Origin of the sequence: Burkholderia sp. AcTa6-5, from assembly GCF_017815075.1 — a bacterium.
In the GTDB taxonomy this organism is placed as follows: domain Bacteria; phylum Pseudomonadota; class Gammaproteobacteria; order Burkholderiales; family Burkholderiaceae; genus Burkholderia; species Burkholderia sola.
This window is the reverse complement of the sequence record NZ_JAGIQE010000031.1, coordinates 47,082-61,695: the sequence shown is the minus strand read 5'-3', so window position 1 is coordinate 61,695 and position 14,614 is coordinate 47,082. Positions and strand designations below refer to the sequence as shown.

Genomic DNA, 14,614 nt, shown 5'->3' with positions numbered 1-14,614 from the left:
GATGCCGCCCCACCGACGGCATCGCGTGAATCGAAAAACGACCCGATCGGCAGATGCCGGTCGGGTCGTTTTGTTTGTGCGGGCCGTGCAGGCTGTGCGCGTCGATCGCCACGGCGGCGTGCGAATCCAGGTCAGGCCGGCACGGTCGCGGCCGGCTTCGCCGCGTCGTCAGGCTGAGGCGTGGCTTCGGTGAGCGCATCGCGCAATGCTGCGAGCGCCGCCGACGCATAACCGCGCCGCCACCCGAGCAGCGTGTCGATGCCCGCGAGTTCGGGAATCGTGTGCGCGGCGACGTTGCCGGTTTCAGGCTGCAGATCGAGCACCGAGCGCGGCGCGACCGCGACGCCCGCGCCGGCCGCGACGCACGCGACGATCGCGTGATACGAGCCGAGTTCGAGCACGCGCGCCGGCTTCACGCCGTGCGCCGCATACCACTGCTCGACGTACTTGCGATATGCGCAGCCACGCTCGAACGCGATCAGCGTCGGCAGGATCACGTCGCGCGGCGTGCGTACCGGCGGATGGCCGCGCGGCGTGAGCAGCACGAGATCCTCGCGAAAGATCGGCATCGTCTCGAACGTGTCGGGCAGCGCGTCCGGCTCGGGCGGGCGCGCGAACAGCGCGGCGTCGATCTCGAAGTCGCGTACGCGGTCGATCAGGCAGCCCGTCGTGCCCGTCAGCAGTTCGAGCGACACGTCCGGCCACGCATGGTGGTAGCGCGCGAGGAGGGCCGGCAGGCGGCTCGCGGCCGTGCTTTCCATCGTGCCGAGCCGCAGCCGGCCGCGCGGCGTGTCCTCGCGCACCGCGTCGCGCGCCTCGTCGGCGAGCGCGAGCAGGCGCTCCGCATACGGCAGCAGCGTATGCCCGGCCGGCGTCAGCACGAGCCGGCGGCCGTCGCGCACGAACAGCGCCGCGCCGAGTTCTTCCTCGAGCTGCTTGATGCGCGTCGTGACGTTCGACTGCACGCGATTGAGCTTGGCCGCCGCGCGCGTCACGCCGTTCTCGCGCACGACCGCCCGGAAGATCGCCAGCGCCGCCAGGTCCATGATTCTCTCCGAAGGATGGGTTGATTCTTAATTATTCATTTTTTGAGAACGGTCGGTCAAGCTAGGATGAACCCATTCCGATTTCCGATCCGGCCGGCGTGCGCGCAGCGCCGGCCTTTGCCGCCATGTCCCGCTTCGATGCCCTGACCGCCGCCGCCCGCGGCCTTTCGTCCGACCAGGCCGACCGCCGTGCCCGCGCGGCCGCGTTCGCCTGCATGGTCGGCCTGGCCGTCGTGCTCGGCGTCGGCCGTTTCGCGTTCACGCCGCTGTTGCCGCTGATGCTCGCGGACGGCTCGATCGGTCTGAAAGCCGGCAGCTGGCTCGCATCGGCGAACTATGCGGGGTACTTCGCCGGCGCGGTCAGTTGCGCGGCGCTGCGCATCGCGCCGGCGCGGATGGTGCGCTTCGGGCTCGCGGCGACCGTGCTGCTGACCGCCGCGATGGGCGTCGGTCACGCGCTGCCGGTGTGGCTCGTCGTGCGTTTCGTCGCGGGCGTCGTCAGCGCATGGACGTTCGTGTTCGTGTCGCAATGGGGGCTGCGGCGGCTGGCCGAGCTGCATGCGCCCGAATGGAGCGGGGTGATCTATGCGGGGCCGGGCGTCGGCATCGTGGTGACGGGGCTGATCGGCAGCGCGCTGGCCGGCCGACACGCGGCGGTGGGCTGGCTCGGTTTCGCGGCGTTGTCGGCCGTGCTGTCAGTCGCGATCTGGCGCACGTTCGGTGCGGCGCCGGCTCCGACACCGGCGCACACGCAGGCGACGCCACCGGCCGCCGCGCCGCATACGGTCACGAGCGCGTCGGCGTCCCCGGCGGCACGGGCCGGCACGCGAAGCCGCCGCGCGGACGCCGCGTGGCTCGTCGCGCTGTACGGCGCACCGGGCTTCGGCTACATCATCACCGCGACGTTCCTGCCGGTGATCGCGCGCGCCGCGCTGCCGGCCGGCTCGCCGTGGCCCGACTTGTTCTGGCCGATGTTCGGTGCGGCGCTGATCGTCGGCGCGATCACCGCCGCGCGGCTGCCCGGGCACTGGGACAACCGGCTGCTGCTGGCGGCCGGCTGCGCGACGCAGGCGCTCGGTATCGCGGCCGGAATCGTGTGGCCGAACGCGGCCGGCTTCTCGATCGGCAGCGCGCTGCTCGGGTTGCCGTTCACCGCGATCACGCTGTTCGCGATGCGCGAGGCGCGGCGCCTGCACGGCGAGCGTGCGGCCGGACTGATGGGCTATGCGACCGCATCGTACGGCGTCGGGCAGATCCTCGGGCCGCTCGTCGCGGCGCCGCTGGCCGCGCGCTTCGGGTCGTTTACGCCGGCGCTGTGGGTCGCCGCGGCGGCGCTGCTGATCGGCGCCGCCGGCTTCGCGGCGACCGCCGCACGCGGGCGCAGGTCGCCCTGATGCCGGTGGGGCCGGATCGTCTCGGGCGCGGGCAAACTCGCTAGAATGAAGCCTTTTCCGCGCCGAGCGGACGCGCGACGCGGCCTTCAGGCCGAGGCCGGGCGCTCGCCAGATCCCCATCGATGACCACCGCCGACTACCGCTTTTGCCCGCGCTGCGCGAGCCCGCTGACCGAGCGTGCCGATCCCGACCATGAGGGCGGCCGCATCCGCCAGGCCTGTCCCGACGACACCTGCGGCTACGTGCACTGGAACAACCCGCTGCCGGTCGTCGCCGCGATCGTCGAACTCGACGGCAAGATCCTGCTCGCGCGCAACGCCGCGTGGCCCGAAGGGATGTTCGCGCTGATCACCGGCTTCCTCGAAAACGGCGAGACGCCCGAGGACGGCATCGCGCGCGAGGTGTTCGAGGAAACCGCGCTGAAGGCCGAGCAGGTGTCGCTCGTCGGCGTGTACGAATTCATCCGCAAGAACGAGCTGATCATCGCGTACCACGTGCGGGCGTCGGGCACGGTGTCGCTGTCGCCGGAACTGCTCGAATACAAGCTCGTCGATCCGCCGCTGCTGCGCCCGTGGCGCGCCGGCACGGGCATCGCGCTCGCCGACTGGATGCGCGCGCGCGGCCTCGATTTCGAATTCGTCGACCGGCCGGGGCAGTGACGGGCCTGCCTGCCCGCAGGGTGTCGTCCGCCGTGCCGCGCGCGATCGCGGCGCGGTGCTTCGCTGCTGGCCGGCGCGTCGCTTCTTGCGGCCGCCGCGCGTCGTCCCGATCGTCTCTTTCGTTCCCTTCGCCTCCCTCGTCCTGAGCGCCATCGCCATGTCCGACAAGCCGCAGCCGCGTCCGCGCGACACCTATCGCCACTTTCTGCCGATCACGACCCGCTGGATGGACAACGACGTCTACGGACACGTGAACAACGTCGTCTACTACAGCTACTTCGATACCGTGGTGAACGAGTACCTGATCCGCGCGGGCGTGCTCGACGTCGAGCACGGGCAGACGATCGGGCTCGTCGTCGAGACGCAGTGCAACTACTTCGCGCCGCTCGTGTTTCCGCAATCGGTCGACGCGGGGCTGCGCGTCGTGAAGCTCGGCACGTCGAGCGTGCGCTACGAAGTCGGGCTGTTCGCGCAAGGCGACGCGTCGCCCGCCGCGCAGGGGCATTTCGTGCACGTGTACGTCGATCGCGGCACGCGCCGCCCGGTGCCGCTGCCCGACGCGCTGCGCGCCGCGCTCGAACCGCTCGCCGCCTGACGCGACGCGGTGCACGCGTTCGCGCTCCAGGCCTTCAACGGCCTCAGCTATGGCTTGCTGCTGTTCATGCTGTCGGCCGGCCTCACGCTGATCTTCAGCGTGCAGGGCGTGCTCAACTTCGCGCATGCGAGCTTCTACATGCTCGGTGCGTACGTCGGCTACAGCATCGCGGCTCATGCGGGCTTCTGGCCCGCGCTCGTGCTCGCGCCGCTCGCGGTCGGGCTGCTCGGCGCCGGCTGCGAACGTGTGCTGCTGCGCCGCGTGCAGGCACGCGGCCATACGAGCGAACTGCTGCTGACCTTCGGGCTCGCGTACCTGATCGGCGAGGGCGCGAAACTCGTGTGGGGTCTCGCGCCGCTGCCGGCGCCCGTGCCGCCGCTGTTCGACGGCGCGCCCGCGACCGTGTTCGGTCTTGCGTTGCCGCGTTACCGGCTGTTCATGATGGCGATGTCCGCGACGATGCTGGTCGCGCTCGGCGTGCTGCTGCGTGCGTCGCGCATCGGGCTCGTCGTGCGCGCGGCGCTCACGCATCGTGCGGCGGTCGAGGCGCTCGGCTACGACGTGCCGCGCGTGATGACGGCGCTGTTCGGTGCGGGCACCGCGCTCGCGGCGCTGGCCGGCGTGATCGGCGCGCCGCTTGCGGTGATCGAGCCCGCGCTGGCCGAGACCGTCGGGTCGGTCGTGTTCGCGGTCGTCGTGATCGGTGGCTTGGGTTCGCTCGGCGGCGCATTCGTCGCGTCGCTCGCGGTCGGCTTCGCGCAGACCTTCGCGGCCGCGAGCGACACGTCGCTGCGCGATCTCGCGCAATGGACGGGTATCGCGCTGCCCGACAGCGTGGCCGCGGTGTCGATCGCGCAACTGGCGCCGCTGGTGCCGTACCTGCTGCTCGTCGCGGTGCTGGTCGCGCGGCCGCGCGGGTTGTTCGGCGAGCGTGTCGATGCATAGCCGCGCACTGGCCGGAGGCGCGCGCTGGGCGCTGTTCGCCGCCTGCTTCGCGTTGCCCGCGTGGCTGTGGCCGCACGGCGCGGTGCTCGGCTATCTGGCGCAGACGGCCGCACTCGTCGTGCTCGCGCTGTCGTACAACCTGCAGCTCGGCACGACCGGGCTGCTGTCGTTCGGGCATGCGGCGTTCGCGGGCTTCGGCGCGTTCGCGGCCGCGCACTGGTTCAATCACGTCGGCGGCCCGCTGCCGCTGTTGCCGCTCGTCGGCGGCGTGGCCGGCGCGGGCTTCGGGTGCGTCGCCGGGCTGCTGGCGACGCGCCGTTCCGGTACCGCGTTCGCGATGATCACGCTCGGGCTCGGCGAATGCGTCGCGGCGGCTGCGTGGAGCGTGCCCGCGTGGTTCGGCGGGATCGGCGGCGTGCCGATCGACCGCGCGAGCGGCGCGCCGTGGGGCAACGCGCATTTCGGCGCGCCGGCGCACGCGTATGCGCTGATCGCCGCGTGGTGCGTCGTGTCGGCATGGGCGATGCATGCGCTGAGCCGCACGCCGCTCGCGCGGCTCGCGAACGCGGTGCGCGACAACCCGGCGCGCGTCGCGGCGCTCGGCACCGATCCGCGCCGCGTGCGGCTCGCGATGGTCGCCTGCGCATCGTTTTTCGCCGGCGTCGCCGGCACGCTGACGCTGATCGACGTCGAGATCGCGACGCCCGACAGCGTATCGATGGCGCGCTCGGCGACCGTGCTGATCGCCGCGGTGATCGGCGGCACCGGCGCATTCTTCGGGCCGGCGGCCGGCGCGGCCGTGCTGACCGCGCTGAGCATCGTCGTCGCGGGCGTGTCGCGCGCGTGGGCGCTGTATCTCGGCGTGCTGTTCGTCGCGATCGTCGTCGCCGCGCCGGGCGGGATCGCGGGCATCGCGCAGGCATTCGCGCATGCGCTGCGGCGCGAGGCCCCGGCGACCGAGCGGTGGCGGCTGCTGTGCGCCATCGGCGCGTGTGCGTTCTGGGGCGTCGCGATCGTCTGCGCGGCCGAGCTCGGCTATGCGTGGCGCTTCGCGCAGGACGACGGCACGGGCGTCGCGTTCGGCGCATGGGGCATCGACGCCGATACGCCGATCGGCTGGGCCGTCGCGGGTTCGGCGGCCGGCATCGGCATCCTGCTGTGGGGCTGGCGCGCGCGGCTCGGGCACGGCGCGGCGGCCGCCACGCGGGAGGACGCGCAATGAACGGCAACGCGATCGCGCTGCACGGCATCGTGCAGCGCTTCGGTGCGCAGACCGTGCTCGACGGTGTCGATCTGCGCATCGCAGCCGGCGAGCGCCACGCGCTGATCGGGCCGAACGGCGCGGGCAAGTCGACGCTGTTCGGCGTGATCGCCGGGGCGACGCGGCCGACGCGCGGGCGCGTCATGCTGCACGGCGTCGCGCTGCGCGGGCGCGGGCCGGTCGTCGCGAGCCGCCTCGGCATCGGCCGCAGTTTCCAGCAGACGAGCGCGTTCGCGCGCCTGAGCGTATTCGACAACCTGCGCTGCGCGGCGCTGCATGCGCCGGCCGAACGGCGGCGCTGGTGGAACCGGCTGCGCGACTCCGCGTCGGTCGATCTCGCGGCCGCGCGCGTGCTGCACGACATCGGCCTCGACGCGCGGCGCGATACGCCGGCCGGCGAACTCGGCTATGCGGAGCAGCGCGCGCTCGATCTCGGCATCGCGCTCGCGAGCGGCGCGCGGACGCTGCTGCTCGACGAGCCGACGGCCGGCATGAGCCGCGCGCAGGCCGCGCGGATGATCGCGTTGATCCGCGCGACGACGCAGGGCCGCACGGTCCTGATGATCGAGCACGACATGGACGCGGTGTTCGGTTTCGCCGAACGCATCACGGTGCTCGTGCGCGGCACGGTGGTCGCGACCGGCGCACCCGACGCGATCCGCGCCGATCCGCGCGTGCGTGCCGCGTACCTGGGCGAGGGCGCGGCATGAGCGCGGTGCTCGACATCCGCGGGCTGCGCGCGTGGTACGGGATGCAGCCCGTACTCGATGGCGTCGATGTCGCGCTCGCGCCGGGCGAGACGCTCGCGCTGCTCGGCCGCAACGGCTCCGGGCGCTCGACGCTCGCGAAGGCCGTGATGGGGCTCGTGCGCACGGCCGGCTCGGTGCGCATCGCCGGCGCCGAATGCGCGGGGGCGCGCACGTTCGAGATCGCGCGGCGCGGCGTCGCTTACGTGGCCGAAAGCCGCGACGTGTTCCCGCTGCTGACCGTGCGCGACAACCTGCGGCTCGGTTTGCGCGGCGCGCGCGGCGCGGCCGAACGGGCGGCGCTCGACCGCCTGTTCGACCGTTTTCCGCTGCTGGCCGCGCGCGCGGACGTGAAAGCCGGACGGCTGTCGGGCGGGGAGCAGCAGGTGCTCGCGCTGGTGCGCGCACTCGCCGGCGGCCCGCGCGTGCTGATCGTCGACGAACCGGCCGAGGGGCTCGCGCCGCTCGCGGTCGACGAAGTCGGCGCGTGCCTCGCCGCGCTGCAGGCCGACGGCGTCGCGATCGTGCTGATCGAGCAGCGGCTGCAGCTCGCGCCGCGGCTCGCGCGGCGCGTCGCGGTCATGGGGCGGGGACGGATCGTCTACGACGGCGGGCTCGACGGGCTGCACGGCGAGGTTGCCGACGCGTGGCTGAGCGCCGGCTGACCACGCCCGGTCGATTGTTCGGCAAACTCCGCCAGTCAATTCGCGTCGAGCCGCTTTATCGCTGCGGTGCCGCAACGTAAATTTCCAGTCAGGCCGATTGCCGCGGCAACATCGTCGCGGCAACCGGCGCCATCCATCGAAGGTCTTCTGACTGAGGAATGAAATCATGAGCAAGCTGGCAGGCAAGGTAGCGGTCGTCACGGGCGCCTCGAAGGGCATCGGCGCGGCGATCGCGAAGGCACTGGCCGACGAGGGCGCAGCGGTCGTCGTCAACTACGCGAGCAGCAAGGCGGGCGCGGATGCGGTCGTGAGCGCGATCACCGAAGCGGGCGGCCGCGCGGTCGCGGTCGGCGGCGACGTGTCGAAGGCCGCCGACGCGCAGCGCATCATCGATACCGCGGTCGACACGTACGGCCGTCTCGACGTGCTCGTCAACAACTCCGGCGTGTACGAATTCGCGCCGATCGAAGCGATCACCGAAGAACACTACCGCCGGCAGTTCGACACGAACGTGTTTGGCGTGCTGCTGACCACGCAGGCGGCCGCCAAGCATCTCGGCGAAGGCGCGAGCATCATCAACATCAGCTCGGTCGTGACCAGCATCACGCCGCCGGCCAGCGCCGTGTACAGCGGCACGAAGGGCGCGGTCGACGCGATCACCGGCGTGCTCGCGCTCGAGCTCGCTCCGCGCAAGATCCGCGTGAACGCGATCAACCCGGGGATGGTCGTGACCGAAGGCACGCACAGCGCGGGCATCATCGGCTCCGATCTCGAAGCGCAAGTGCTCGGCCAGACGCCGCTCGGCCGCCTCGGCGAGCCGAACGACATCGCGTCGGTCGCCGTGTTCCTCGCATCGGACGATGCACGCTGGCTGACCGGCGAGCGCCTCGTCGCGAGCGGCGGGCTGCGCTGAGTCGGCATGAGTGGGGCCTGCGCGAGGCAACGTGCCCCGCGATCACCGCGTCGCAGGCCCCGCCGTCGTGGCATCCCCGCAGCGCAGCTCGGTCGGGTTTGCGAAAACGCGAATTTCGATATTTAATTCCTCTGAAGTGATCCGGCAGGTTTGAACGGTTTGCGGCCGGATGCAAACGGCGCACGTCGCTGGCCGGTCGAGCGAACATCGGCGGTGCGGCGCTCGACATGCGGCCGACGCCGGCATGGTTCGTTTTCGGGGAAGCGGGACATGAGACGTGCGGTCATCACGGGGATCGGCATTGCGTCCAGCATCGGCAGCGATGTTCCGACCGTGCGCGACGCGCTGCGCGCGGGCCGCAGCGCCATCGTGTTTTCCGAATCATTCAGGGACGCGGGACTGCGCAGCCACGTCTGGGCGCCCGTCGAGGCGCCCGCGCCGGATCGCGTCGATCGCCGGCATCTCCGATGGATGACCCCTGCCGCGCTGCAAGCATTCGCATGCATGCAACAAGCGATCGACGACGCGCGGCTGCCCTCGCGCCTCGTGTCGAACGAGCGCACCGGCGTGATCGTCGGCAACGCGTGCGGGGTGTCGCTCGGTTACGTCCATGCGGTCGATGCGATGCGCACGCGTGGGTTGCGCGGCGTCGGCGCGTACGACATCGTGCATTCGATGCCGTCCGTCCATGCCGCGTGCCTTGCCGTCGCGTTCGGCGTGCGCGGCGTGAGCTACGCAATCTGCGGTGCGTGCGCCGCATCGGCACAGTGCATCGGCCATGCCGTCGAATTGATCAGGGCCGGCACGCAGGACATCGTGTTCGCCGGCGGCGCCGAAGAACTGGGGTGGGAAGTCGCGTGCCAGTACGATGCAATCGGCGCGCTGTCGACCCGCTTCAACGATACGCCGGTGCGCGCGTCGCGCCCCTACGATGCGGACCGCGACGGCTTCGTGATTTCAGGCGGCGCAGGGATCGTCGTGGTCGAGGAAATGAATCATGCAATCGAGCGCGGCGCGCCCGTCTATGCGGAAGTGATCGGCTACGGCACGACGACCGACGGTATCGACATGGTCGTGCCGTCCGGCGAAGGCGCCGAGCGCAGCATGAGGCTCGCATTGCGCGGTATCGATTTGCCGATCGACTATCTGAACACGCACGGCACGTCCACGCCCGTCGGCGACATCCGCGAATTACGCGCGATCCGCAACGTGTTCGGCGAGGCCGCGCCGCCGTTGTCGTCGACCAAGTCGACGACCGGCCACGCGCAGGGTGCGGCCGGTGTGCACGAATTCATCTATGCGGTGCTGATGATGAACGACGGATTCATTGCGCCGAGCATGAACATCGGGCAGCTCGACGACGGCGCGTGCGGCTTCGACATCGTCACGGCGACCACGCAGCGGAAACTGACGACCGTGATGACGAACAGTTTCGGTTTCGGCGGCGTCAATGCGACGCTCGTCATGACGAACGCCTATCGCGCGCAGATGCAATAGCGCGCCGCCGCATGCGTTTCCCTGAACTGCCGATTTCTCCCGGAGGTGTCGACATGCAGGTTGCTCCCAGCCATCGCAGCCATCATTTTTCGTTGCGCGTGCCGTTCGTCGATGTCGATCTCGGCGGCGTCGTCTATCACGCGAACTACCTGCGCTGGTTCGATCAGGCCAGGATGGAATGGTATCGCGCCAACGGCATCGATCTCGCGCACATGATGGCCGAACTGCGAACCGGACTCATCGTCTGCCGCATCGAGACGGCGTTCCTGTCGCCGGCGCGTCACGACGAACCGCTGACGATCCGCACGACGCTGACCGAGCTCACGCGCGTGCGTATCGCGTTCCAGCAGGAGGTCTATCGCGACGATACGCTGCTGGCAAAAGGGCGAACGGGGCTCGCCGGCGTGAATCTCGACACGCTGCGGCCGGTTCGGATTCCGTTTGCGTTTCGCGTCGAATGAAAGACGCATGCCGTGGCGCTGCGCGACCCGTCGACCGCCGGCCGCGAGCGGCCGCTACGCGCTCATCGCCAGCGCATTCGCGCCGACGTGCCACCGCAGGCATTCGACGACGAGCGCGTGATTGGCTTCGGAGCCGAGCCCCGCGATCGTCATCGCGCCGACGATGCCGGCGCCGGCGAGCCGCAGCGGTACGCCGCCGCCGTCGAGCGCGTAGTTGTCGTCCGACAGGCCGTGCGAACGCAGCGACCAGCCGGCACGCCGAAAGCACGCGCCGACCGCGAGCGAACTCTGGCCGAAACGCAGCACCGTGTTCTGTCGGCGGCGGATCGCATCGCTATCGTGCGCGTCGCTGCCGTCGAGCGCGCAGTAGAACAGCGGCGCCTGCCCGCCGACGATGCCGACCGCGATCGGCAGCCCGCGGCGCGACGCGAGGTTGACCGCGATTTCTCCGATGCGGCGTGCGACGGCTGCATTGAAGTGCGGCAGCGCCGGGTTCGACGCATCGTCGTCGAAGGCGTGGGGTTCGAGGCGAAAGGGGGGCGTCACCATGGCGGCTCCGTCGCGTTGCCGGCACTGTACGCGCGTGCCGGGCGTCGCATCGTCACGGGCCGCGCGCGGGCCCGTCTTTCGTTCAGTGCTTCGGCGTTTCGGCACGTCGACGTTTCAGCGTTTCAGCGCTTCAACGTTTCGGCGCCGCGTCGAGCATCCACTCGTGCGCGGGATCGTTCCTGAACGCCCACGCGCGGCTCGGGCCCGCCATCACGTTCAGGTAGTACAGGTTGTAGCCGTGCGGTGCGACGACCGGGTGATAGCCGCGCGGCACCATCACGACGTCGTGGTTCTCGACCGCGCACGCCTCGTCGAGGCTGCGGTCGTCGGTGTATACGCGCTGGAACGCGAAGCCCTGCGGCGGATCGATCCGGTGGTAATAGGTTTCCTCGAGCGACGTCTCGTCGGGCGCCGCGTCGCGGTCGTGCTTGTGCGGCGGATAGCTGCTCGAATGGCTGGCCGGCGTGACGACTTCGACGACGAGCAGCCGGTCGGCGGCCGGGTTGTCGCCCATCAGGATGTCGCATACGTAGCGCGTGTTGGTGCCTTGCCCGCGCACCGAGCGGCGCATCCGTTCGCCGTCGAGGCGCTGAACCCGCTTGCCGCCGCTCGCGTACGGCGCGGTGCACAGCGCGACTTCCGCATCGCGCGTCGCGACCAGCGTGACGGTCTTGCCGCCCGGCACGTACAGCGCGTCCGGCGACACGTCCTCGAACACACTGTCGCGCTTGCCGAGCGCGTCGTACGTCTCGCCGTCGACTTCGGCGCGCACCGTGCCCGTCAGCACGACCACACACAATTCGCGCGTGTCGGTGTCGAGCGTTTCGGTGTCGCCGGCCGTCAGGCGCAGCGCGCGAAAGCCGACGTGCTTCCAGCCGGCCGATTCGGGCGTCACGTTGCAGATCTCGCGGTCGGCGGATGCCTTGACCAGCAGGGGAGAAATCGTCATGAAATAAGTCTCCGCAATAGGGTAGGGCGCGAACGCTCAGGCGCTTGCGCGCGAACTCACGCGCTCAACCGGTCGACGATCGCGCGCAGCGATTCGTAGCCCTTCTTCGCATACGCATAGCTCGGCGCGACGGCCGGGTCCTGCTCGGCCTCGACGACGAGCCAGCCTTCGTAGCCGGCGTCCTTCAGCGTGCGCAGCGTCGCGTCGTAGTCGAGCGCGCCGTCGCCCGGCACCGTGAAGGTGCCGTTGATCACGCCGTTCAAAAAGCTCCAGCCGTCGTTGCGTGCCTTGCTGACGACCTGCGGCCGCACGTCCTTGCAATGCACGTGCGCGACGCGCGACACGTGCTTCCGCAGCAGCGCCACCGGGTCGGCCGCGCCGCCGAAATACGCGTGGCCGGTGTCGAACAGCAGGAACACCTTCGCGGGATCGGTCAGCGCCATCAGCCGGTCGACGTCGTCCGGCGACTCGACGTACGCGCCCATATGGTGATGGTACGCAAGCTTGATGCCGTACGTGTCGAGCAGGTGCGCGCCGAACGCGTCGAGACGCGCCGCATAGCGCCGCCACGCCGCATCGTCGACGAAACGCGGCCGCTTCGCGACCGGCGTGTCGATGTTGCCCTGGATCGTGCCCGCGCATTCGCCGTACACGACGACCTTCACGTCGTTGTACTGCAGCTTCGTCATATGCGCGCGGCAGCGCTCGATTTCCGCCGCGACCGCATCGGCATCGGTCATGCCCGGCGCGACTTCCGCGAGGAAGCCCGAATACCAGCCCGACACGCACACGAGCCCGAATTCGGCGAGCTTCGCCTTCAGTTCGGGGCCCGTCTTCGGAAACTTGTTGCCGAGCTCGAAGCCCGCATAGCCGATTTCGGCGCCTTCCTTCAGCGCCGTCTCAAGCGGCGTCTCGCCGCCGAGCGACGGCAGGTCGTCGTTCATCCACGACAGGGGATTGATACCGATGCGGACGTTCCAGCTCATGACGGGTTTCCTGGGTTCGAATGTTGTTGTGTCGGCGCGGCCGATGGAAAGGGGCGCGGATCAGCGCCGCTGGCGGGTCTTCGCGTCGAGATACGCGCGGTGCGCCGCTTCGACGCCGGCGCGTTCGGACACCTGCGGCACCGCGACTTCCCACCACGCGCCGCCGTCGTCGGTCGTGCGCTGGTGCGTGGTATCGATCACGAGCACCTGGCTCGTCGTCGCCGCCCGCGCGCGCTTCATTTCGTGGCGCAGCTCGCCGATGTCGCGCACGTGCACGGCTTCGGCGCCCATCGCGCGCGCATGCATCGCGAAGTCGATCGTCGAGCGTTCGCCGCCTTCGGGCACGCAGTCGTCGAGCATGTTGTTGAAGCTCGCGCCGCCGCAATGGCGTTGCAGCCGCTCGATGCAGCCGTAGCCGCGGTTGTCGAGGATCACGACGATGAGCTTGCGGCCGAGCATCACGGATGTCGCGAGTTCCGCGTTGAGCATCATGTACGAGCCGTCGCCGACGATCACGATCACTTCGCGCTCGGGCCGCGCGAGCTTCGCGCCGAGGCCGCCCGCGACCTCGTAGCCCATGCACGAATACGCATAATCCATGTGATAGTTGCCCGGCACGCCGCTGCGCCACAGCTTGTGCAACTCGGCCGGCAGCGTGCCGGCCGCGCAGACGACGAGATCGTCGCGCGCGCTGTCGCGTCCCGCGTCGGCCGCGGAGTCGCGCACCGCGCCGATCACTTCCGCATCGTACGGCAGCGTGTCCTTCGGAATCCGTGTGGTCAGGTCCGTCACGCGCGCGTTCCATGCGGCGGCCTGGTCGCGGTTCGCGGCGGTCCACGCCGGGTCGGCGCGCCAGCCGGCCAGCGCGGCCGACAGCTGGCCGAGGCCCGTGCGCGCATCGGCCACCAGTTGCCGGCCGCGTTTCTTGCCCGCGTCGAACGGCTGCACGTTCAGGCTCAGCAGCGTCGCGTCGCCGTAGAGCGCGTGCGAACCGGTCGTGAAATCCTGCAGCCGCGTGCCGACCGCGAACACGACGTCGGCCTGCGCGGCCGCGCGGTTCGCGGCGGGCGAGCCCGTCACGCCGATCGAGCCGAGGTTCAGCGGGTGGTCCCACGCGAGGCTGCCCTTGCCGGCCTGCGATTCGGCGACCGGCACGCCGTGCGTGTCGGCGAACGTGCGCAGCGCATCCCACGCCTGGCTGTACAGCACGCCGCCGCCCGCGACGATCAGCGGCTTCTTCGCGGCCTTCAGCATGTCGAGCGCATCGGCGAGCTCGAGTGCGTCGGCCGGCGGCCGGCGCATCCGGATCACCGGCGGCGCGAAGAAATCCTCGGGCCAGTCGTACGCGAAGGTCTGCACGTCCTGCGGCAGCGCGAGGCACACGGGCCCGCACTGCGCGGGATCGGTCATCACCTGGATCGCGCGCGGCAGCGCGACGAGCAATTGCTCGGGCGACGTGATGCGGTCGAAGTAGCGCGTGACGGGCCGGAAGCAGTCGTTCGCGCTGACGTCGCCCTGTTCGAAATCCTCGACCTGCTGCAGCACCGGGTCGGGCAGCCGCGACACGAACACGTCGCCGGGCAGCAACAGCAGCGGCAAGCGGCCGACGTGCGCGAGCGCGGCCGAGGTCAGCATGTTGGTCGCGCCGGGGCCGATGCTCGACGTCGCGGCCATCATCCGCTGGCGGAAATGCGCTTTCGCGAACGCGACGGCCGCGTTGGCCATCCCTTGCTCGTTGTGCGCGCGAAACGTCGGCAGCCGATCCTTCTCCGCATGCAGCGCCTCGCCGAGCCCGGCCACGTTGCCGTGGCCGAAGATCGCGAACACGCCGCCGCAGTACGGCAGGATCTCGGTGCGGCCGTCGGGCTGGACGACTTCGGCGCGCAGGGCGGCCAGGTAGCGCACGAGCGCCTGGCTGACGGTCAGTCTTACGGTGGTGGTCATCGTC

At 70.5% G+C, this 14,614-nt stretch carries 15 protein-coding genes; 10 read left to right on the top strand and 5 right to left on the bottom strand.

The genetic code is table 11. From position 1 onward, the window contains the following. Positions 1-131 precede the first annotated feature (131 nt). Complete coding sequence (locus tag J8I33_RS29960; RefSeq protein ID WP_050017599.1) at positions 132-1,046, bottom strand: LysR family transcriptional regulator; 915 nt, start codon at positions 1,044-1,046, stop codon at positions 132-134. A gap of 125 nt (positions 1,047-1,171) precedes the next feature. Between J8I33_RS29960 and J8I33_RS29955 the strand changes: the two genes are divergently transcribed. The 10 genes from J8I33_RS29955 to J8I33_RS29910 all read left to right on the top strand — a co-directional run bounded on the left by J8I33_RS29955 (position 1,172) and on the right by J8I33_RS29910 (position 10,182). After that, the gene (locus J8I33_RS29955; protein WP_209939646.1) at positions 1,172-2,440 is read left to right on the top strand and encodes a YbfB/YjiJ family MFS transporter; all 1,269 of its coding nucleotides are present in this window, start codon (positions 1,172-1,174) and stop codon (positions 2,438-2,440) included. A gap of 122 nt (positions 2,441-2,562) precedes the next feature. Then, positions 2,563-3,099 carry an NUDIX domain-containing protein gene (locus J8I33_RS29950; protein WP_209928615.1) on the top strand — a complete coding sequence of 179 codons (537 nt, stop codon included), beginning with the start codon at positions 2,563-2,565 and terminating at the stop codon, positions 3,097-3,099. A 157-nt stretch (positions 3,100-3,256) separates the two neighbouring features. Then, complete coding sequence (locus J8I33_RS29945; RefSeq protein WP_209939645.1) at positions 3,257-3,694, top strand: thioesterase family protein; 438 nt, start codon at positions 3,257-3,259, stop codon at positions 3,692-3,694. Positions 3,695-3,703: 9 nt separating this feature from the next. Beyond that, entirely contained in the window at positions 3,704-4,639 is a 936-nt protein-coding gene (locus tag J8I33_RS29940; RefSeq protein WP_124595258.1) for a branched-chain amino acid ABC transporter permease, read from the top strand. Next, positions 4,632-5,861, top strand: a complete 1,230-nt coding sequence (locus J8I33_RS29935) for a branched-chain amino acid ABC transporter permease (protein ID WP_209939644.1) — start codon at positions 4,632-4,634, stop codon at positions 5,859-5,861. Before J8I33_RS29940 ends, J8I33_RS29935 begins: the two co-directional genes overlap by 8 nt. After that, positions 5,858-6,610 carry an ABC transporter ATP-binding protein gene (locus tag J8I33_RS29930; protein WP_050017593.1) on the top strand — a complete coding sequence of 251 codons (753 nt, stop codon included), beginning with the start codon at positions 5,858-5,860 and terminating at the stop codon, positions 6,608-6,610. Before J8I33_RS29935 ends, J8I33_RS29930 begins: the two co-directional genes overlap by 4 nt. Further along, complete coding sequence (locus J8I33_RS29925; protein WP_209939643.1) at positions 6,607-7,311, top strand: ATP-binding cassette domain-containing protein; 705 nt, start codon at positions 6,607-6,609, stop codon at positions 7,309-7,311. The genes J8I33_RS29930 and J8I33_RS29925 overlap by 4 nt, the downstream gene beginning before the upstream one ends. A gap of 166 nt (positions 7,312-7,477) precedes the next feature. Next, on the top strand, positions 7,478-8,224 hold the full coding sequence (locus J8I33_RS29920; protein ID WP_050017591.1) for a glucose 1-dehydrogenase: 747 nt from the start codon (positions 7,478-7,480) through the stop codon (positions 8,222-8,224). Between the two features lie 270 nt (positions 8,225-8,494). Beyond that, a complete protein-coding gene (locus J8I33_RS29915) occupies positions 8,495-9,721 on the top strand; it encodes a beta-ketoacyl synthase N-terminal-like domain-containing protein (protein WP_209939642.1) in 1,227 nt (408 codons plus the stop codon). A 53-nt stretch (positions 9,722-9,774) separates the two neighbouring features. Continuing rightward, positions 9,775-10,182 (top strand): YbgC/FadM family acyl-CoA thioesterase, encoded by a 408-nt coding sequence (locus J8I33_RS29910; protein WP_050017589.1) that lies wholly within the window; start codon positions 9,775-9,777, stop codon positions 10,180-10,182. A gap of 54 nt (positions 10,183-10,236) precedes the next feature. On the opposite strand, the gene J8I33_RS29905 is transcribed toward J8I33_RS29910, so the two are convergent. From J8I33_RS29905 to iolD, 4 genes are all read right to left on the bottom strand, one after another. Then, positions 10,237-10,731: a heme-degrading domain-containing protein gene (locus J8I33_RS29905; RefSeq protein WP_209939641.1), complete on the bottom strand. Its 495-nt coding sequence runs from the start codon at positions 10,729-10,731 to the stop codon at positions 10,237-10,239. Positions 10,732-10,861: 130 nt separating this feature from the next. Next, a complete protein-coding gene (gene iolB, locus J8I33_RS29900) occupies positions 10,862-11,680 on the bottom strand; it encodes a 5-deoxy-glucuronate isomerase (RefSeq protein ID WP_209939640.1) in 819 nt (272 codons plus the stop codon). Between the two features lie 56 nt (positions 11,681-11,736). Next, positions 11,737-12,666 (bottom strand): myo-inosose-2 dehydratase, encoded by a 930-nt coding sequence (gene iolE, locus J8I33_RS29895; RefSeq protein ID WP_209928597.1) that lies wholly within the window; start codon positions 12,664-12,666, stop codon positions 11,737-11,739. Between the two features lie 60 nt (positions 12,667-12,726). Then, positions 12,727-14,610, bottom strand: coding sequence for a 3D-(3,5/4)-trihydroxycyclohexane-1,2-dione acylhydrolase (decyclizing) (iolD, locus tag J8I33_RS29890; RefSeq protein ID WP_209939639.1), 1,884 nt, complete (start codon positions 14,608-14,610; stop codon positions 12,727-12,729). Positions 14,611-14,614 lie beyond the last annotated feature (4 nt).